Origin of the sequence: Janthinobacterium tructae, from assembly GCF_006517255.1 — a bacterium.
Taxonomy (GTDB): domain Bacteria; phylum Pseudomonadota; class Gammaproteobacteria; order Burkholderiales; family Burkholderiaceae_D; genus Janthinobacterium; species Janthinobacterium tructae.
Genome location: NZ_CP041185.1, coordinates 3,915,369 through 3,935,495 on the forward strand (window position 1 = coordinate 3,915,369; position 20,127 = coordinate 3,935,495).

At 63.4% G+C, this 20,127-nt stretch carries 17 protein-coding genes; 9 read left to right on the plus strand and 8 right to left on the minus strand.

Annotation, left to right across the window (positions count from 1 at the left end; all coding sequences use genetic code 11):
- Positions 1-357: 357 nt before the first annotated feature.
- Together FJQ89_RS17150 and FJQ89_RS17155 are read right to left on the minus strand one after the other, a co-directional pair.
- Positions 358-1,968 (minus strand): toxin-antitoxin system YwqK family antitoxin, encoded by a 1,611-nt coding sequence (locus FJQ89_RS17150; protein ID WP_168208476.1) that lies wholly within the window; start codon positions 1,966-1,968, stop codon positions 358-360.
- 40 nt (positions 1,969-2,008) lie between these two features.
- The gene (locus FJQ89_RS17155; protein WP_141171041.1) at positions 2,009-2,926 is read right to left on the minus strand and encodes a DMT family transporter; all 918 of its coding nucleotides are present in this window, start codon (positions 2,924-2,926) and stop codon (positions 2,009-2,011) included.
- Positions 2,927-3,030: 104 nt separating this feature from the next.
- Between FJQ89_RS17155 and FJQ89_RS17160 the strand changes: the two genes are divergently transcribed.
- The 3 genes from FJQ89_RS17160 (at position 3,031) to FJQ89_RS17170 (ending at position 5,115) form a co-directional block, all read left to right on the plus strand.
- On the plus strand, positions 3,031-3,819 hold the full coding sequence (locus tag FJQ89_RS17160) for an AraC family transcriptional regulator (RefSeq protein ID WP_141171042.1): 789 nt from the start codon (positions 3,031-3,033) through the stop codon (positions 3,817-3,819).
- Positions 3,820-3,936: 117 nt separating this feature from the next.
- A complete protein-coding gene (locus FJQ89_RS17165; RefSeq protein WP_071075094.1) occupies positions 3,937-4,536 on the plus strand; it encodes a MarC family protein in 600 nt (199 codons plus the stop codon).
- 33 nt (positions 4,537-4,569) lie between these two features.
- Positions 4,570-5,115 carry a DinB family protein gene (locus tag FJQ89_RS17170; RefSeq protein WP_141171043.1) on the plus strand — a complete coding sequence of 182 codons (546 nt, stop codon included), beginning with the start codon at positions 4,570-4,572 and terminating at the stop codon, positions 5,113-5,115.
- Here the strand turns inward: FJQ89_RS17170 and FJQ89_RS17175 are convergent.
- Together FJQ89_RS17175 and FJQ89_RS17180 are read right to left on the minus strand one after the other, a co-directional pair.
- Positions 5,080-6,261 (minus strand): MFS transporter, encoded by a 1,182-nt coding sequence (locus FJQ89_RS17175; RefSeq protein WP_141171044.1) that lies wholly within the window; start codon positions 6,259-6,261, stop codon positions 5,080-5,082. The genes FJQ89_RS17170 and FJQ89_RS17175 overlap by 36 nt on opposite strands.
- Positions 6,258-7,439, minus strand: coding sequence for a serine hydrolase domain-containing protein (locus FJQ89_RS17180; RefSeq protein WP_205704504.1), 1,182 nt, complete (start codon positions 7,437-7,439; stop codon positions 6,258-6,260). The genes FJQ89_RS17175 and FJQ89_RS17180 overlap by 4 nt, the downstream gene beginning before the upstream one ends.
- A 120-nt stretch (positions 7,440-7,559) precedes the next feature.
- Between FJQ89_RS17180 and FJQ89_RS17185 the strand changes: the two genes are divergently transcribed.
- From FJQ89_RS17185 to FJQ89_RS17195, 3 genes are all read left to right on the plus strand, one after another.
- Complete coding sequence (locus tag FJQ89_RS17185) at positions 7,560-8,450, plus strand: LysR family transcriptional regulator (protein WP_141171045.1); 891 nt, start codon at positions 7,560-7,562, stop codon at positions 8,448-8,450.
- Positions 8,451-8,658: 208 nt separating this feature from the next.
- Complete coding sequence (locus FJQ89_RS17190; RefSeq protein WP_141171046.1) at positions 8,659-10,365, plus strand: methyl-accepting chemotaxis protein; 1,707 nt, start codon at positions 8,659-8,661, stop codon at positions 10,363-10,365.
- 174 nt (positions 10,366-10,539) lie between these two features.
- On the plus strand, positions 10,540-13,878 hold the full coding sequence (locus FJQ89_RS17195) for a DEAD/DEAH box helicase (protein ID WP_243136097.1): 3,339 nt from the start codon (positions 10,540-10,542) through the stop codon (positions 13,876-13,878).
- A gap of 112 nt (positions 13,879-13,990) precedes the next feature.
- Here FJQ89_RS17195 and FJQ89_RS17200 read toward each other — a convergent pair whose 3' ends face one another.
- Positions 13,991-15,400, minus strand: a complete 1,410-nt coding sequence (locus FJQ89_RS17200) for a heavy metal sensor histidine kinase (RefSeq protein WP_141171048.1) — start codon at positions 15,398-15,400, stop codon at positions 13,991-13,993.
- The gene (locus FJQ89_RS17205; RefSeq protein ID WP_141171049.1) at positions 15,397-16,107 is read right to left on the minus strand and encodes a heavy metal response regulator transcription factor; all 711 of its coding nucleotides are present in this window, start codon (positions 16,105-16,107) and stop codon (positions 15,397-15,399) included. The genes FJQ89_RS17200 and FJQ89_RS17205 overlap by 4 nt, the downstream gene beginning before the upstream one ends.
- A 139-nt stretch (positions 16,108-16,246) precedes the next feature.
- Between FJQ89_RS17205 and FJQ89_RS17210 the strand changes: the two genes are divergently transcribed.
- Both FJQ89_RS17210 and uraH read left to right on the plus strand, forming a co-directional pair.
- Positions 16,247-16,741 (plus strand): GlcG/HbpS family heme-binding protein, encoded by a 495-nt coding sequence (locus FJQ89_RS17210; protein ID WP_141171050.1) that lies wholly within the window; start codon positions 16,247-16,249, stop codon positions 16,739-16,741.
- Between the two features lie 8 nt (positions 16,742-16,749).
- The gene (gene uraH, locus FJQ89_RS17215) at positions 16,750-17,163 is read left to right on the plus strand and encodes a hydroxyisourate hydrolase (protein ID WP_341474465.1); all 414 of its coding nucleotides are present in this window, start codon (positions 16,750-16,752) and stop codon (positions 17,161-17,163) included.
- 14 nt (positions 17,164-17,177) lie between these two features.
- Here uraH and FJQ89_RS17220 read toward each other — a convergent pair whose 3' ends face one another.
- Positions 17,178-17,876, minus strand: coding sequence for a glutathione binding-like protein (locus tag FJQ89_RS17220; protein WP_071075070.1), 699 nt, complete (start codon positions 17,874-17,876; stop codon positions 17,178-17,180).
- 179 nt (positions 17,877-18,055) lie between these two features.
- Between FJQ89_RS17220 and FJQ89_RS17225 the strand changes: the two genes are divergently transcribed.
- Entirely contained in the window at positions 18,056-18,481 is a 426-nt protein-coding gene (locus FJQ89_RS17225; protein WP_141171051.1) for a hypothetical protein, read from the plus strand.
- Position 18,482: 1 nt separating this feature from the next.
- On the opposite strand, the gene FJQ89_RS17230 is transcribed toward FJQ89_RS17225, so the two are convergent.
- Entirely contained in the window at positions 18,483-20,123 is a 1,641-nt protein-coding gene (locus FJQ89_RS17230) for a methyl-accepting chemotaxis protein (RefSeq protein ID WP_141171052.1), read from the minus strand.
- Positions 20,124-20,127: the final 4 nt, after the last annotated feature.

Consider the following 20,127-nt stretch of genomic DNA (forward strand, 5'->3'; position numbering starts at 1 on the left):
AATTTTCCTTGGTAAGGGCGCAACCATGCTTGCGTATGCCGGACGGATAGCAGCAAGCGCCAGATGGGCGAGGCAATTCTTCATTGTTCAGGACAAAATTCGGTCGATGGAGCGTGAGTGGCGGCTGGGGGGAAGGCGGCCCGCTCATCATCGTCAGGAGTGAAATACAGGGCAACAGGGTTGAGGTTTCCTGTACTTTTAATTTCCTGATCGCAAGATACAGGGAAAGATTAGCTGTAGCAATATGCAGCCGGAATTTTCACGCTTTGTAACAAGCGGATGATGTTTTTTGCGCAGAACTGGCATGCCGCAATCGTGCGCGGTCGCGCCGGCATGCCAGGTATGTTAATCAGCAAGTTAATACATGGTTTCTTCGATGAGCTGGCCATCGTCGCGGAAAGACTGAAACCTGCCCGTTTTATTGCCCATGTTGTAGGCGCCGATCTGCTTCGGTTTGCCGTTCTGGAAATGTTCGATGTTGACGCCATGCAGCACGCCCTTGTGCCAGTTGCGGTGAAATTGCGGCACTTCGCCATCGGGATAAAACAGGGTTTCCGCACCATCGCGCTTGCCGTCGGCAAAGCTGCCCTGGTAACGCCGCTTGCCATCCGGATAAAAACTTTCCATCGTGCCATCGAGCACACCCAGGCGGTAATGCTCGACCAGTTCCAGCTGGCCGCTGGCCGCATACTGCTCCAGCTTGCCATCGGGCTTGCCATCGAGCATGGTCAGCACTTGCCGGCCACCGTCCGGCGTCGCCTTCTTCCACGGCCCCTGTTTCACGTCATCGACGTAGTTGCCGCCACCGCCAGGTTCGACCCACTGGCCCTGCTTCTTGCCATTTACATAGTTACCCTGCCATTGCACCACGCCATCGATGCGGCGCTCGCTGGGACCGTTCAAACGGTCTTTCACAAAATGGTCGTAACCGGTGAAGCTGTGCATGTCCGCTGCGCGCCATTCGGCCACGCCCGGGCTCACTTCCCAACGGCCCGTGCGCTGGCCCCGCTGCATCATGCCCGTGGTCGTTTCATCGCCGCTTGCATACGTCCATGGCCCCTCGGCCTTGTCATCGACAAAGGCGCCAGACGAGCGGATGGTGTTCGGCTCCTCGAAGTGCCATACACCGGTGCGCTTGCCCTGCGCATACGGGCCACGGGCAAACACGCTGCCCACGCAGCAATTCACGTCGTATTCGATAAATACGCCATCCTGGCTGGCGGCAAAGCGCTGCGGCTGCGTTTCCCAGGTGATCCACTTGACGTGGTAACTGGGCGCGCGCCCACTTTCCCAGCCCTTGCCCAGCAGATACGTGACGGTCAGAAAATGGCCCTCCTTTTCCTGGAAGGTTTTTTTATAGGCAAACGCGGGCGCGTCGGCAGGTTTGCCCGGCAGTAACTCGCCGTCGATATTGAAATAGCCGACCAGGGTGCCATGGCCATGCTCGATGGCGTCGAATTCGGCCACGCCCGTGGGTGCGTAAGCGATGCTGTAATCGATCAGTTGCAAAGATGCCAGCGCCGCGCGCACCTGCGCCCCGTCCATGGTTGTCGCGCCGCGCACGATGGCGTCCAGCGCGGGCTGCAAAGTGGTCACCTTGAACATCTTGCCGCCGCTGCGCTCGTAACGGTAGGCCTGCAAGCCATAGGCATTAGCACTGCGGCTGAGCACCAAGGTGGTTTCGCCTTCGCTGTCGAGGTCCAGCTGGAACACGGCTTCGATGCTGGCCTTGCCATACTGGTCCAGGTTCATGCGTTTTTCGCTGCCTTCGTTGCACTGGCAGTAGTAGCCGTTGACCTCGCCATTTTCGCGCAGGAAAGCCAGCACCACGCCGCCGTCGCGGCGCTCGATGGCAGTGGCGGTGGCCATGGGCTGGCCTGTATAAAAACGCGGCGCCGCCTGCGCTGGCGCCAGGGCGCCCAGCGCCAGCAGCGCCGCCATCGTGCTCATCCCAAATGTTTTCCGCATGCCAACTCCACTGCCCAAAAACGCCATTATGCATGGCCATTCAGGCAGTGCCGGACACCGCAGGACGGTAGCGGCCAAACAACGGTCGCTGCACCGTCTGCGCCAGCAGCACGCCCAGCAGCGAGATGCCGCCGCCGACCAGGTGATACATATGCATGCTTTCGTGCAGCCAGACGATGGCCAGCAAGGCCGTCAGCAAAGGCAGCAGGTTGACGTAGATGCTGCAGCGGTTCGGCCCCAGCAGTTTCACGCCTTCGATCCACAGGTAGGACAGCACGATGGACGAGCCGATGCCCGCATAGCCGATCAATGGCAAGGTGGTAGCGTCCAGCCTGGCGCTGCCAGGTGGCAGCAGCAGGAACAACGGCAGCATGCACGCCAGGGCCGCCAGCGCCTGGCAATAAATGGCTTGCCAGGCGGGAATGGACAGACGCCAGCGGCGCAGCAGCACGCCATACAAAGCGAAGATCAGGCAGGCCAGCAGCATCAGCGCGTCACCCGCATGCACGCCTTGCTGCAACAGAGCCAGTATATCGCCGCGCCCTACCAGGTAGAGCAAGCCGCCAAACGACAGCACGCCGCCGGTCGCCATGCCCAGCGTCAGGCGCTCGCCCAGCAGCAACACGCTGAGCAGGGCCGTCATCAGCGGTGCCAGCGCCGTGACGATGGCCATGTTCGTCGCCGTCGTCGATTCGGCAGCGCGGTAGGACAGACTCTGGAACAGCGCCATCGACATCACGCCGCACAGGGCCAGCTGCCACCACTGGCGCCGGATGGCGGCGCGGTTGCGCCACAGGGGGCGGGCGATAAACGGCGTCATCACCAGCAAGACCAGCACCAGGCGATAAAAAGTGATGGCCGTGGGGGCGATGCTGGATGCGGCCAGCTTCGAGACGACGACGTTGCCGGCCCACAGCAGCATGGCCAGAAACGGATACAGATAGGCGCGCACAGGCATGCGAGGCTCCATAAATAATTGCGGGAGGAACCATCATGCCGCAGGCGCGCCGCGCCTTCTCGCGCTAAGATGTCTGTACCTATCGTAAAACTGACCCTGTTTTTATGGATTGCACCTCTCCCGCCTTTCAGGAATTGCTGCCCGTCACAGCGCGCGCCATGGCGCTGGCCGTCGACTATGCGCATGGCCACGTGATTTCCGTGCACCGCCACACGCATGCACAGTTGCTGTATGCCATCGAGGGCGTGATGACCATCGAAGCGCAGGGCGGGCGCTGGGTGGTGCCGCCCACGCGCGGCGTGTGGCTGCAGCCCGGCATCGCGCACCAGGTGCGCATGAGCGGCGCGGTGAAAATGCGCACCGTCTTCATCGATTGCGCCAGCTCACCGCTGTTGCCGCGCCACAGTTGCGTGCTCGACATCAGCCCCCTGCTGCGGCAACTGATCGTGGCGGCCGTCGATATCGCGCCCCATTTCACGCAAGGCAGCCGCGACTGGCATCTGCTGCAATTGCTGTTGCACGAGCTAAACAGCCTGCCGGTGCTGCCCCTGTATCTGCCCTTACCCGTGGATGCGCGCCTGCGCGGCATTTGCACGCGGCTGATGGCACAACCGGGAGAGCAAGTGACGGTAGCGCACTGGGCGCAGGAACTGTCCATCACCGAGCGCAGCCTGCACCGGCTGTTCCAGAAGCAGACGGGCATGCGCTTTGGCCAGTGGCGCCAGCAGGCGCGCTTGCTGCGGGCATTGGAACAATTGGCGCACGGCAGCAAGGTCATCGACGTGGCCATGGAGAATGGCTACACGAGCCAAAGCGCGTTTACGGCCATGTTCAAGAAGCATTTCGGCACCACGCCGACGGCGTTTTACCAGGCAAAAGTCATCGCGGCGTAAAAAAAAATGCTGCTGTGCATCAATAATCATGGGCGAGAGCCGCCGCTCTTGTTATCATCGCAAGCCTTATCGCACCGCGCCCATCCTGGCAGCGGTGTTGACCTCCATCACACCACCATGACACAGAATTTCTTCCAGACTTTTATCCTGCTCTTGCTCGTCACCGACCCATTCGGCAACGTTTCCCTGTTCGTCAATGCCCTGAAACGGGTACCGGTCGAGCGGCGCTGGAAAGTCGTGGTGCGCGAGTGCATGATCGCCTTCGGCATATTGCTGCTGTTCATGTTCTTCGGCCGCCATTTCCTGAACGCCTTGCAGTTGTCGGAAGTGGCGCTGCGCATCGGCGGCGGCGTGATTTTGTTCCTGATCGCCATGCGCATGGTGTTCCCACAACCCAACGCGGGCAATAGCGACCACGAAATGGGCGGCGAACCGTTCATCGTGCCGCTGGCCATCCCTGCGCTGGCCGGCCCGTCGGCCCTGGCCACCGTGCTGCTGTTTTCCTCGCATGAAGTCAATGAAGTGATCGCCCACGTGGCGGGCTTGACGGCCGTGGCCGTCGTCTGGCTGGCCGTGTTCCTGTGCGCCGAACGCTTGCAGCGGGCGCTCGGTCCACGGGTCATGACAGCGTTCGAGCGCCTGATGGGCTTGATCCTGACGGCGATGGCCATTGAAATGTTGCTGGCCGGCATACGCGCATTTTTGAAGTCTGTATAAAATAGTCTTTCATTCATTCACGGAGGTTTGTCCATGAGCCGTTGCGCCCACATTTGCCTGATGGCCGATTACAACCAGTGGATGAATGCCAAGGTCTACGCGGCGGCGGCCAGCCTGGCGCCCGGCGAGCTGCAGCGCGAGCGGGGCGCCTTTTTCGGCTCCCTGCTGGCCACCCTGAACCACGTGATGGTGGGCGACACCCTGTGGCTGCAGCGCTATGCCAAACATCCGGCCGGCTTCCCCCTGCTCGACCCCATCCGCGCCATCACGCCGCCCGCCTCGCTCACGCAGCCCCTGTTCGCGGCCGAGGATTTTGCCGCCATGCACGCGCACCGGCTGTGGCTGGACCAGCTCATCATCGACTGGGCCGCCTCCATCACGGAAAACGACCTCGACCATTTGCTGGACTATCGCAACAGCAAGGGGCCGAACCGGCGCGAATTCTTCAGCCTGCTCATGCATTTCTTTAACCACCAGACGCACCACCGGGGCCAGGCCAGCACCCTGCTGTCGCAAGCGGGCGTGGACATCGGCGACACGGATCTACTGTTTCGCATCCCCAACCATATTGCCGACTGAAGACGGGCGGTACAGCCACGCCTTGAGCAAGATCAAGGCCAGCGCCAAGGCACCGAACAGCGCGCCGCACGCCAGCGCCCCCCGCATGCCATAGGACTCGATGGCCATGCCGCCGGCCAGCGCGCCCAGCGTCACGCCCAGGTTGATGGCGGCGATATACACGCCGATGGCGAACGCGGGCGCCTCACGCGCTTCGCTGCTGAGCCACACTTGCGTCACGATCAGCCCGCTCGTATGCGCCGCGCCCCAGAACAGCAGCAGCACGCCCAGCGCCGCCCAGCCGATACCGCCGCCCGCATACCGGTACAGTAGCCAGTACGCCAGCCCCAGCAGCACAGGCTGCAGCGCCACCGTGCGCAGCACATGCGTGCCCAGCTGGCGCCCCGCGAACAGATTGCCGGCCACGCCACCTACGCCAAACACCACCAGCGCCAGCCCCGTCTGGCGCGCCGACAAGCCCGCCACCTGCTGCAGATACGCGGCCGCATACGCATACACGGCAAACATGGCGGCAAACACCAGCACGGCGGCGGCAATGGTGAACCACAGGGCGGGTTTGCGCAGCACGGCCAATTGACGGCCATATGCCATCGGCGCCTCCTGCGGCGTGTCCGGCAGGAACAGGTATAGCCCCAGCGCGGCCAGCGCATTGACCAGGGCGCAAGCGAGGAACGATGCCTCATAGCCATACTGCGCGGCGATCCAGGTGGTGAGCGGGATGCCCAGCACCATGCCCATGCTGGTGCCCGTGAATGCATGCGCGCCGGCCCGCGCCGCCTCCCGTGGCGGGTACAGGGCGGCGGCCGCCACCATGGCCAGCGAGAAATACACGGGGTGGAACAGGGCCGGCACCACGCGCAACGCCAGCAGCAGCCCGAAGCGCGGTGCATACGCCGAGGCCACGCTGGCCAGCGCGAACACCAGCAGCGAGACGATCAGCACCGGTTTGCGGCGCCAGCGCGTGGCCAGCAGCACGAGGAAGGGACCGCCCACGGCGATCACGAGGGCGAACAGGCTCACCAATGAACCCGCCTGCGCCGCCGTCACGCCATAGCGCTGCATAATCATCGGCAAGATGCCCACCACGCCAAACTCGATGCAATACACGCCGAACAGGCCCAGCGCGAGGAAGACGATGGGCTTCATTGCCCTTGCTCCACGCCATACACCGCCTGGCACAGTTCCGTCACGAACGGTCCCGCCATGCCTTCCAGCGCCGTATTCGTAAACGCCACCACCGACAGTTCTTGCACCGGGTCGACAAACCACGAATGCCCATACGTGCCGCCCATGCGCCACGTACCCGCCGCTTCCGGCGTGGCGGCCAGTTGCGGATCGGTCAATACCGTAAAACCCAGGCCGAAGCCACGGCCCGGCCAGAACGGCAAGTCAAAGCCTCCCGTCTGGCTTTCGCCCATCTGGCGCACCAGCGCAGGCGGCAACAGCGGTGCGCCGCCCTGGCGCAAGGTTTCCAGCAGGCGCATGAAATCAAGAGCGGAACCGACCATGCCGGCGCCGCCCGATGGATAAGCGTGCGCATCGCGGGCGCGCGCCGGCGACAATGTAAAGCCAGCCATGCCATCGAGAAACGGCAGATGGTCTTCGCCTTCGTCCAGCAAACGGCGCGGCTGCAATTCTCCCGCTGCGCGGTCCGCATACGCGACGGCCAGGCGCTCCGGCTGCGTGCTGATAAAACCCGTGTCGCGCATGGCCAGCGGCGCCGTCACCAGCAGTGCCACGGCGTGCGCCAGCGGCAAACCCGTCACCGCTTCGATCACCGCGCCCAGCACGTCGGTGGCGATCGAATACGCCCAGCGCTCACCCGGCGCATACGCGAGCGGCACGGTGGCCAGGCGGCGCAGGTTGTCTTCCAGAGAAGTACGGGACGCATCCATGCCGTCGGACACGCCCGCCTGCGCATACGCGCCGCCCGGCGGCTGGAAGAAGCCATAGTCGAGCCCTGCCGTATGCGTGAGCAAATGCCGCACGGTGATCGCCGCCACGCTGCCATCCGGCTGGCGCGGCGCAAAATACGGCAGCCAGTGCGCCACCAGGTCGTCCAGCCGCAGGCGCTGCTGCCCCACCAGCGCCAGCGCGGCAGTCGAGACGATGGGTTTGCTGACGGAGGCCAGGCGAAACACGGCGTCATCAACCATGGGCGTGCCTGCCTCGCGGTCCAGGTAGCCGGCCGCGCGGCGATAGATTTCCTGGCCACGCTGGCGCACCAGCACCACGGCGCCCACCAGGCGCTGCTGCCGCAAGACGGCATCGAGCAAGGGATCGATGCGGGCGGACAAGGCCGCGGCAGAGAAGTTGTACATCATGGGTATGCCTTTCAAATGATCAGGCTGCCAAGGTAAGGCAGGCGCGATCAAAGAAAAACAGGCTATAGTTTCTGTCTGTGCGGACGTTGGCATCCGCAATCAATGGTGACAAGGGACGACATGGATAACCTGGCGGGATTCACGGCCTTCGTGCAGGCGGCCGAAACGCGCAGTTTTGTCGCGGCGGGCAGGGTGCTCGGTATTTCCGCCTCGGCCATCGGCAAGAGCATTGCGCGGCTGGAAGAGCGGCTGGGCGTGCGCCTGTTTCACCGCAGCACGCGCAGCATCGCACTGACCAGCGAAGGCACGGTGTTTCTCGAACGCTGCCGGCGCATCCTGGGCGAGATCGAAGCGGCTGAGCTGGAGTTATCGAACAGCAAGAGCGCACCGCAAGGCAGGCTGCGCGTCAGCCTGCCGCAGGTGGGCAGCTTGCTCAATCCCGTGCTGGCGGCCTTTGCGCGCGCCTATCCGCAAGTGGAACTCGATCTCGATTTCAGCGACCGCCGGGTCGACGTGATCGAAGAAGGCTACGACGCCGTCGTGCGCGCGGGAGAGAGCGCCGACAGCCGCCTGATGAGCCGCCAGCTGGGCCAGTTCCAGCTGCAGCTGGTGGCAGCGCCCGCCTATCTGGCGCGGCACGGCACACCAGTCTTGCCCGCCGAGCTGACGCAGCATACTTGCCTGCTGTACAAATTTCCCAGCAGCGGCAAGATCGAAGCCTGGCCCCTGCCCGAGTGGCCGGCCCTGCACGCGGCGGGCTTGCCGGCGCTACTGAACTGCAACAATGTGGAAACCCTGCTGCACTTTGCCGAAAGCGGCCTGGGCATCGCCGCCCTGCCCGACTTTGCCGTGCGCGCCGCGCTGGCCGCGGGCCGCTTGCAGCTGGTGCTGGACGCGCACCGCCAGCACGACGGCGCCTTTCGCATCCTGTGGCCCAGCAGCCGCCACCTGACGCCGAAACTGCGCGCCTTCATCGATTTCCTGGCCATCCACGTGTTTCCCCAGCGCTGATGTTTCCCGCTGACGCCGTGCTCGTTGTTTCCACACGACAACTTATTTAATTTACTACCATTTTTTAAATTTTTCGGGGACTTGATACAAGTTTTTGTATTGCAGTGCGAAATTTTGAGGAACAATTACAGACTCGCCGCCGGTACGTATAAACCCGTAGTCCAGGCTCGTCGACGTTTTCCCTCACTTCCGCACTACGAAAGCAATCATGTCACTCACACAATTCAAAATCGGCACCCGTCTCGGAATCGGGTTTGCTGTCGTCCTCGGTCTGCTGGTGGCCGTCTTGCTCGTCGGCCTGTACTCCATGGGCCAACTGAGCGCACGCACCCACGACATCGTGGCCGACAAGAACGTCAAGATGGCCGCAGCCAACACCATGAGCGACAACGTGCGCAACATTACCCTGGCGATCACCAGCGTGGTGGTGGCGCCGACGGAAGCGCTGGTCCAGGCGGAACTGGCGAAAATCGGCGAAGCGCGCAAGAAATACGGCGCCGCCAAGGAAACCTTGCAAAAGAAAATCTCGACGGACAAGGAAACGGCGCTGATGGCCGAGCTGGACGCTGCCCTGAAATCGGGCGCACCGCTGAACAACAAGGTCATCGAGCTGCGCAATGCGGGCCAGACGGAAGAGGCGATCGCCTTTTTGACGCAGCAGGCGGCACCGAGCCTGAAGATCGTGCTGGGCGCGCTCGACAGCCTGGTGGCCTATGAAGCGCAGCAGGCGGCGCAGGCGGCGACGGATGCCGAAACGCTGAGCGCCAGCGCGCGCGCCTACATGATTATCCTGGGCAGCGTGGCCGTGCTGCTGGGCGCTTTTGTTGCCTGGATCATCACGCGTTCGATCACCCACCCCATCAATGCGGCAGTGGCCGTGGCCGAAACCGTGGCGTCCGGCGACTTGTCGTCGCACATCGTCGTCAATTCCAGCGATGAAACGGGGCGCCTGCTGGGCGCCCTGAAAGCCATGAACGACAGTTTATTGGGCGTGGTGGCGCAAGTGCGCCATGGCACGGACGCGATCTCCACGGCGTCGAGCGAAATTGCCGCCGGCAACCTCGACCTGTCGTCCCGCACGGAAGAGCAAGCCAGTTCGCTGGAAGAAACGGCGTCGGCCATGGAAGAACTGACGTCCACCGTGAAACAGAACGCAGACAATGCGCGCCAGGCGAACCAGCTGGCGAAAAGCGCGTCGGAAGTGGCCGTGCGCGGCGGCAGCATCGTCTCGCAAGTGGTCGACACCATGGGCACCATCAACGAATCGTCGAAGAAAATCGTCGACATCATCGGCGTCATCGACGGCATCGCCTTCCAGACCAACATTCTTGCCTTGAACGCGGCCGTGGAAGCGGCGCGCGCAGGCGAGCAGGGCCGTGGCTTCGCCGTGGTGGCAACAGAGGTGCGCAATCTGGCACACCGCTCGGCCTCGGCCGCCAAGGAAATCAAGGAACTGATCGCCGCCTCGGTGGCCAACGTGGACACGGGTTCGCGCCTCGTCAATGAAGCGGGCCAGACCATGGGCGACATCGTCGACAGCATCGTGCGCGTGACCGACATCATGGGAGAAATCACCTCCGCCACGCACGAGCAGACCATCGGCATCGAGCAGATCAACATGGCCATTGCCCAGATGGATGAAGTGACGCAGCAAAACGCGGCCCTGGTGGAAGAAGCGGCAGCCGCCTCGCAAAGCATGCAGGAACAGGCGGGCGAACTGGCGCACGTGGTGGGCTTCTTCAAGACAGGCAACCATGTCGCCAGCGCAGCCAGGCCGACGCCTGTGCGCGCCACGCCGGCAGCGCCAGCCATCGCACGCCCCGCAGCCAAGCCCGCACCCGTGCGCAAAGCCGTGGCGGCCGCACCGGCACGCCGCGGCAATGCTGGCGCCGAAAGCGAATGGGAAGAGTTTTAAGTAATAGCAGCAAGCCCCAGACGTGTAAGCCAGGCAGGAAGTTGCTGCCTGGCTTTTTTTCGTCCGCAATCGCCACTTTTTTTGCGGCAAAGCCCGCGCAATAGGCGAAAGTGCAAAACACGCGGCGCGCATACCCTTTACAATCCTCGCTCGCTTTACAAAATATTGGTCATCATGAATCAGGCAGAACAGCAGCGCCTCCTGGCTATCCTGGAGTATTGGCACAAGATCGAATTCTTTATCCCGTTTGACCTGAATCAAATCACGGACGTTGAAGACCAGTCCACCGTGCGTCTCCTGCACCGCGAACAGCTGGCGCAATTGCCGCTGCAGTTCGCCACGCAATGGCAAGTGCCTTCCGACCGCGAGATCGACGGCTTTTCGCTATTTCTCGGCGTGTTCGACAAGGCCGAAATCAACAAGGCTTGTCCGCCGGCCAACGGCCCGGAAAACATCGCCGACACAGAAAAAACAGAGCTGCTGGGACGCTCGTGCTTTGCCCGCCTGTCTCTCAATGCGCTGGGCGAGCCGCAGTTCGATCCCGTGTCCGTGTCGACGCTACCGTGGGCGCTGGGTCGCGCGCGCACGCCGGACTGGTCGGGCCTGAGCCTGGACGCCTTCAGCGACAGCCAGCTGGTGCTGCAAGACAGCTTGCGCAATTTCGCGGCAAGCCGCGCCCCGCAACAAGTGACGGACGAGGCGGGCAATGTCTCATCGCCCCTGTCCGGCATGGAAATCGCGGCCCTGGCCGACCTGCTGCGCGACTGGGCCGGTTTCCACCCGTCCGCCGGCCAGCCGCTGGCCGTGCTCGAATTGCGCACGCGCAAGAAACGCGTCACCGTGGCGGAAGGCGACCTGGCTGAGGCCAGCCAGAACCGCAGCCTGGACTTCGGCGACGCGGTGGAACCATCGATCGATATCCTCAACAGTTTTTATCTCGATGACCTGGAACAGATCATCCGCGCCGTGCGCGGCGGCAAGCTGCCCGCCACCGTCGCCGCCTACCTGACGCCGCTGGCGCAGGATGAGCGCATCGACCTGTACAGCCCGGCCGGACGCCAGGCGCTGGCCGCCATGCTCAATCCGGGCAATATGAACCGCGGGCACTGGCTGGAAGACGCCAGCTATGCCATGAGCCTGATGCAGCAGTTCGCCATCCATGGCGCGCGCACGGGCTTGAGCGAGCGCGGCATCTTTTCCGTCAACGGCCCGCCCGGCACGGGCAAGACGACCTTGTTGCGCGAATTATTCGCCGACAACATCGTGCGCCGCGCCAGCGTGCTGTCCTGCCTGGACCGCGCCGGCGATGCCTTCATCGGCAAGGTGGCCGTGGCCTTCGAAGGCGTGCGCGACCCCATCACCATCGCCCGCTTGCGGCCCGAACTGACGGGCTTTGAAATGGTCGTCGCCTCGTCGAACAATGCGGCGGTGGAAAACATTTCCGGTGATTTACCTAAGCCCAAGCAGCTGGGCAAGGAATGGGCGCGCACGCGTTACTTTGAAAGCGTGGCGCGCCGGGTCGTGGCCGACGGCAATGGCGCCAACCGCGCCCTGGCCGAACCAGAGGCGCCATGGGGCTTGATGTCCTGCGCGCTGGGCAATAGCGCGAACCGCCGCCGCTTCGTCAGCAATTTCTATGACGACGACTGGGACAAAACCACGGCGCGCAAGACGCCGAACGCACAGAATATCCGCCAATGGCTGGCCAGCTACCAGGGCGTCAGCTTCGCCCAGGCGGCGCGCGAGTTTCGCGAGACGGAACACGTGGTGGAAAAGGCCCTGGCCGAACACGCCCAATATGCAGCCCTGTGGCAAGCCGTGGGCACTTGCACGGAAGCCGACTTCATTGAGGCCAGCCAGCAGGCGCTGATCGCTGCGGAGCAAGAGATGGATGCGGCGAATGGGGCCCTGTCCGGCGCGCTGGCGCAGCAAGACACCCTGCTCGCCAGCAAGAAGGAATTGCTGGAAGAGGAACGCCTGGTGGCGCTGACGCAACCCGGCTTTTTCGCCCGCCTGTTCCGCACGGCCCCGGCGCGTGCCTTCAAGGACGCCGTCATCGCCAATGCCGAGGCGCAGCGCCAGGCCGCGCGCGACGTGTCCGCCATCAAGCTGCTGCTGAAGGGCGAGCTGGAACCGCGCTGCGAGCGCGCCCGCAACAGCCTGCACATCGCCCTGCGCACGGCGCAGTCGCGCCAGCGCGAATGGGATGACAGCACGGAACTGCTGCGCCGCGCGCGCATGCGTTTCCCCACCATCATCGCCCCGGCCACCCTGGACGAGCTGGACGGCGACGCGCTGCAAATTGGCGGCCTGTGGCATGAACCGGCGCTGGCGCGCCTGCGCTCGCGCCTGTTCGCCAAGGCCCTGGCCCTGCACGAAGCGTGGCTGGCGGAAGTGGCGAAGAAGGGCGGTCCCGGCTTTGGCGGCAACTTGCTGGCCGTATCGAAATTGCTGAAAAACAAGCGCGCCTACGACCAGTCGCACATCGCCATGGTCTGGCACAGCCTGTTCATGGTGGTGCCTGTCGTGTCGACCACGTTCGCCTCGTTCGCGCGCCAGTTCCAGGGCATGGGTCCGGAATCGCTGGGCTGGCTGTTCATCGATGAAGCGGGCCAGGCCGTGCCGCAGGCGGCGCTGGGCAGCCTGTGGCGCGCAAAACGTGCTGTCGTCGTGGGCGACCCGCTGCAGATCGAACCCGTGTTCACAGTGCCTGGCCGCCTCGTGCAAACTTTGTCCGCCCTGTCGCCGCATACGCAGGATGGCAGTTACGCGCCGACAAGCGTTTCCGTGCAGACACTGGCCGACAAGGCCAACCGTTATGGCGCGCATGTCGGCGCCGGCAGCGCCCAGCCGCTGTGGATAGGCAGCCCCTTGCGCGTGCACCGCCGCTGCGTGGAGCCGATGTTTTCGCTGGCCAATAGCATTGCCTATGAAGACAAGATGGTCTACGGGCTAACAGACCGCACGCCGCCGGCCGGCGCGCGCGGCCTGACGCGGGGACCCAGCCGCTGGATCGACGCTCTTGGTCCCGTCAGCTACAAGCAGGTGGTGCCCGTGCAGCTCGATTTCGTGCTGGAAGTGCTGCTGAAACTGTATCGCCGCGACGGCAAGCTGCCCGACATGTATGTCATTACGCCGTTCAAGGCCGTGCGCAACGAATTGCGCTCGCGCATCATCGACCTGGACTGGGACCGCTGCCTCGGTTACGGCAAGGCACCGACGGCGCGCGAATTGCGTCAATGGAGTAACCAGATGGTCGGCACCGTGCACACCTTCCAGGGCAAGGAACAAAGCGTGGTGATGCTGGTCCTGGGCGCCGACGACAGCACGGCCGGCGCCGCGCAATGGGCGGCGGCCACGCCGAACCTGCTCAACGTGGCCCTGACGCGCGCGCAACACTATGTGTACGTCGTCGGCAACCCCTTGCTGTGGGGACAGTTGCCGCACTTTGCACCCGCCTGCGCGCAATTGCCGCATACGGGCATGCATGAGTTTTTGGTGGAAATGGGGTAGAACACCTGATCAAACCTACTGCGCGTCGGTATAGGTGGTCTGCGATGCTCACTGTGCGTAAAGCACAGTTCCGCTTCTCAACCACCTCTCCCTTCCGCTCGCTACGGTTTTATCAGGTATTCTCAGCGGGGAAAACAAGAGTAAACGTCGTGGCAGCCGCGTCGGATGCGACTGTCGCGCTGCCGCCGTGCAATTGCAGGATGGCCGTGACGATGGCCAGCCCTAATCCTGTGGAAGCGGCCGAGTCGCTGCGGGCCGGGTCGGCGCGGTAAAAACGCTCGAACAGGTGGGGCAAATGGCGCGCGGGGATGGCCGTCCCCAGATTGGTGACGCTGAGTTCCATGCCCGCGCCCGTTTGATGCGAACGCAATATGATCGTGCTGCCCGGCGCCGCATGGCGGATCGCATTCGACAGCAAATTGCCCAGCGCGCGGCGCAGCAGTTGCGGCTCGGCCGTCACATTGCCGCTGCCGTGACAGGCCAGCGCCAGCTCGCGCTCTTCGGCCAGGCCTTCAAAGAAATCGGCCAGGCGCAAAAACTCGTCCTGCACGGGCAAGGTCTGCTTGACGAGCACCATTTCATCCTGCTGCGCGCGCGCCAGAAACAGCATGCTGTCGATCATGCGCGACAGCCGTTCCAGCTCTTCCACATTCGACGACACCAGCTGTTCATACTCTTGCGCACTACGGGGGCGGGCCAGCATGACCTGGCTTTGCCCCAGCAGATTGGTGACGGGCGTGCGAAATTCATGCGCCAGGTCGGCGGAAAACTGCGACAGTCGCGCATAGCCTTCCTGCAGCCGTGCCAGCATGGCGTTCAAGGCCTGGATCAGGGGCAGCAATTCCGTGGGCGCATCACGCGCCTCCAGTTGCTGGCCCAGCTTGCCGGGCCGCACCAGGGCCGCATGGGCGGCAATATTGCGCAGCGGACGCAATCCCCGCAGCAGCATCACGCTGGCCAGCAAGGCCGCCACCAGCGCGCTGATGGCAACCGACACGACGATCTGCCAACGGTAGGCGGCAAACATGGCCGTGCGGTCGCCGTAGACGCGGGCCACGGAAATGTCGGCCATCTGCGCCGGGTCGCCGATGCGCGCGCTCGCCGCCACCACCCTGGCCGGATAGCCGTCGCGGCTGGTCCAGCTGGCGATATCGTTGGCCGTGACGGGCGCATCGACGGCCACGGGAACAGCATGCGCCACCGTCTCGCCATGCGGATTGACATCGATCAAACGCGTGCCATCGGCGCGCACGATGCGCACCAGGGAATTCTCTTGCCCGCTCATGGTGTCGCGAAAATACTGGGGCCGCTCGCGGATGATGTCGAGGGTGCCCGCATTGCCCAGCAGTTGCTGGATCTGCCGCAATTTTCCCAGCAACAAAATGTCGTCGCGGCGCTCGATTTCCGCGACGAATGAACGGTATAAATGCATGCCCAGCCCGGCCGACACGAGCGCCACGATCAGCACGAAGACGAGCGTGACGCGCAGGGTCAGCGAGCGGCGCAGTTGCCCCAGCTTCATGCTGCGGCGCCGTTGTCGGGATTGGATGGCGCGCGCAATTCGCAGACATAGCCCATGCCCCGCAAGGTGTGGATCAGCTTGGGTTCGAACGGGTCGTCGAGCTTGCTGCGCAGGCGGCGGATGGCCGCGTCGATGACGTTGGTGTCGCTCTCAAAATTGATGTCCCACACTTGCGAGGCGATGATGGAACGTGACAGCACCTCGCCCTGGCGCCGCGCCAGTAAATGCAGCAAGCCGAATTCCTTGGCCGTCAGGGTGATGCGCTGCCCTTGCCGGCTGACCTTGCGTTTCATCACGTCGATTTCCATGTCGCCGATGCGGATCACGTCATCTTCACGCGGTGGCCCGCGCCGCAGCAGGGTGCGGATGCGCGCCACCAGTTCGGCAAACGCGAACGGTTTCACCAGGTAATCGTCGGCGCCCAGTTCCAGCCCTTTCACCCGGTCCTGCACTTCGTCGCGCGCGGTCAGGAAGATCACGGGCACGTCCGCGCCGCCTTCCTGCAGCCGCAGCGCGCGCAGCACTTGCCAGCCGTCCATGATGGGCAGCATGACGTCGAGCACGATCAAGTCGGGCGCGTCCGAACTCGCCATGTGCAGGCCGTCGCGACCATTGCGCGCCAGGCTCACCGTGAAGCCGGACTCGGCCAGGCCACGCAGCAAATAGTCGCCCGTCTTCGGTTCGTCTTCAATCACGAGGATGCGCATGGCCGCTTTCTAAGGGGAAGATAAAACCATTTTACGCTCGGAGACGGGGCGCGCGGATGATAAAAATGTCATGCGGCGATCATCTTCTCGTAGGGCAACACTGGCCATACTGGCGTCACTTTATTCAACGGACCGCCCCATGAAAACCCTGTTACTCGGCAGTACCCTGCTGTGCCTGCTGGCCAGCCCCGCCCACGCCCAGCTGCGCAAGGTCGATGAGCTTTCTCTGGCAGCGGCCAACAAGCTGGCCGATGCAGCCATGGCCGCTTGCCAGGCGCAAGGACGGCACATCGTCGTCACCGTACTGGACCGTGGCGGCAATGTCGTGACCGTGCGGCGCGCCGATGGCGTCGGCCCGCACAACACGGAGGCCAGCCGGCGCAAGGCCTACACGGCCCTGTCGACGAAAAACGATACCCAGGCACTGGCCGTGGCCGCGCGCGGCAATCCCGACATGGCCAATTTGACGACACTGCCGGAACTGTTGCTGCTGGGCGGCGGCCTGCCCTTGCGAGCCAGGGGCGAAGTGGTCGGCGCCATCGGCGTCGCCGGCGGCGGTGGCGCCCTGCAAGACCGGGCCTGCGCCCATGCCGCCCTGGCGGCCATTCCAGAACTCGATTCCCCCACCCTTTGAAAGAGACAATGATGACCTACCTGAAGAAAATCACCGCCACCCTGGCCTTCGCCAGCCTGTCCGGCATGGCCCTGGCCGCCGCCAATCCCTTGAGCGTGCACATCCTCGACCTGCAGAGCGGCCAGCCGACGGCGGGCGTGACGGTCACCCTGGAGCAAAAGAAGGACAATGACTGGAAACAATTAAGCAGTGGCGTGACGAATGCGCAGGGGCGCATCGCGGCCATGTATCCGCTCGATGCCCCCATGCAGGCGGGCGACTACCGCATCGTGTTTAAAACAGGCGAACACTATGCGCGCCTGAAACAGGAAACCTTCTTCCCGGAAATTCCCGTGCAATTCCACGTGGAAAAGACTGACCAGCACTATCACATTCCCCTGCTGCTCAGCCCTTTCGGCTTTTCCACGTATCGGGGTAACTGAGTGGGAACGGCAACTTAGCCCAGCGTTTTCGCCGTCTGTCCGAACAGCACGCTTTTCGCATCGCCGCTGACGGTGGGCTGCACGTTGATTTCGGCCGCACGCGCATACGCGCGCACGGTGGCGGGACGGGCGGCAATGGCCGCGAACCAGCGCGCCAGGTGCGGAAAATCTTCCAGCTTCTGGCGCTGGCGCGCGTGCGGCACGATCCACGGATAAATCGCCATGTCGGCGATGGAATACGTGTCGCCGGCAACGAATTCGCGGTCGGCCAGGCGCTTGTTCAGCACGCCGTACAGGCGATTCGTTTCATTGACGTAACGCGTGATGGCGTACTCGATGGGCTCGGGCGCATATTGCACGAAATGGTGATTTTGCCCGGCCATGGGGCCAAGCCCGCCCATTTGCCAGAACAGCCATTGCATGACTTCGGCGCGGCCGCGCACGTCCGCCGGCAGGAACTGCCCGCTTTTCTCGGCCAGGTATTGCAAAATCGCCCCCGACTCGAACAGGGACAGGGGCGCGCCGCCATCTTCCGGAGCCTGGTCGACGATGGCGGGGATGCGGTTGTTGGGCGCGATGGCAAGAAACTCGGGCTTGAACTGCTCGCCCTTGCCGATGTGTACGGGAATGATGTTGTAGGGGATGCCCGCTTCTTCCAGGAACATCGTCACCTTGTGCCCGTTGGGCGTGGTCCAGTAATACAGGTCGATCATCGTCGTCTTTCAGCTCGTTGGCATGGGGAGGGCGTAACTATTGTCGCGCCGCAACTGGTGTGCATGGATATAATGCCACGTAAGCGAAAAACAAGACGGCACCCAGGCGGCGCAAGCTTTCACTCGCCCCGTCACGCAGACATCCCGACATTCCAGAGCACAAACAAAGAAAGCCGACCATGCGCAAACTCCTGATCGTCATGCTGTCCGTCCTGCTGTCAGGCTGTGTCCAGGACTTCGCCATCTATATGTTCGATGGGCAAGAACATTCCCTGACCGTGCGCCGCCAGCAACGTTATTTTTGGCAAGATAGCGTGGAAGTGCAGCTGATGGCCACCAATTTGCCGCAATGCCAGCGCCTGCATATCCTGTCCACCGATGCACCCGCCGACATCAAGGTGGAGCTGTTTGCGGCCGGTGATGGCCTGTGGAATATCCGCATGGGCAAGCAGTTGTGGCAGGCGGAAACGACGACCTGCAATGAGCTGACGGAAATGGAAAACGACCCGAAAGCCGACCTGGGCCAACCGGTCGGGCAATTCGTGGTCGTCGATGACAAGCTGGAATTCGAGCCGGCACCGCAAGCGGCGGCGCCAGCCCAGTAAATCAGCGCGCCGCCAGGCTGCGCAGCGGCTTTTTCGCCACCGCACGTGGCGCGCCAGCGGCCGCCAGGCGCGACGCCGTCGCCGGCTCCTGTGCCGACAGCTTGAAGCGCGTCACCAGCTGCGCCAGCACGGCCGCCTGATCCTGCATGCTGGCCGCCGCTGCCGCCGCCTCTTCCACCAGTGCCGCATTTTGCTGCGTCACGCTATCCATCTCCGTGATCGCCTGGTTGACGTGGCCGATGCCCGTGCTTTGCTCGTGCGAGGCGGCCGTGATGTCGGCCATGATGTCGGTCACGCGCGACACGCTGGCCACCACCTGATCCATGGTCGTGCCCGCCTGTGCGACGAGGGCGCTGCCGGCCGCGATGCTGTCGACGGAAGCGCCGATGAGTTCCTTGATTTCCTTCGCCGCGCCCGCCGAGCGCTGCGCCAGGTTGCGCACTTCCGACGCCACCACGGCAAAGCCGCGGCCCTGCTCGCCGGCACGCGCCGCTTCCACGGCCGCGTTCAAGGCCAGGATATTCGTCTGGAAGGCGATGCCATCGATGACGCCGATGATGTCGACGATCTTGCGCGACGAAGCGTTGATGGTGTCCATGGTGCCGATCACTTGCGCCACCACCGCGCCGCCCTGGCGCGCCACGGCCGAGGCGGACTGCGCCAGTTCATTCGCCTGCACGGCATTGCCCGCATTTTGCGTCACGGTGGAGGTCAATTCCTCCATCGAGGCCGCTGTTTCTTCCAGCGAACTGGCCTGCATTTCCGTGCGCGCCGACAAGTCCATATTGCCGCTGGCAATCTCGCTCGATGCCGTGGCAATCGTTTCGGCGCTGTGGCGGATTTCGCTGATCGCGTCGACCAGGTTGGCCTGCATGGTTTTCATCGCATACAGCACGCTGTGGCGGTCGTTGGCATGCGTGCGCACGGCGCCGCTCAAGTCGTTATTCGCGATCTGGGCGGCCACGTCGGCCGCGTATTCGGGATCGCCGCCCAGCGCATGGCGCAGGCTGCGGTTGATCGCCACGACGACGGCGGCCAGCAAGCCGCACACCAGCAGCAGTACGCCCAGCGAGGTGATCAGCGACTGGCGGAAGGCCGCGTCGATATCGTCCATGTACACGCCCACCACGATGGTCCAGCTCCACGGCTTGTAGGCCACCACGCGGCTCATCTTCGGTTCGGCGTTCTTCTGGCCGGGACGGGGGAAATAATAGTGGACGAAGCCCTTGCCCGCATCGCTCTTGCCGACGGCAACGATGTCGCGGTACAGATAGGTGCCGTTGGCATCTTTAAAATCGGCCATGTTCTTGCCGTTGGTTTGCGGCGCGGCGGGATTCATCACGACAACGGCATCGAGGTTGATGATGGACAAATATCCGGTCTCGCCAAAGCGCATGCTCTTGATGACGGCAATGGCCTGCTTTTGCGCTTCTTCCTGCGTCAGGGCGCCGCTGGCGGCCAGGTCGCCGAACATCTTGACGGCGCCCAGGCCCAGATCGGCGGCATTGCTCAGGTCGGCGCTGCGCTCTTCGATGCGGATTTTGCGAATTTCCAGGGCGTTATAGACAAAAATAACGGTGATGCACAACAGGCTGCAAATCAGGGGGATCCATAACTTCTGCTGGAACGTCAATTTCTTCATGCTG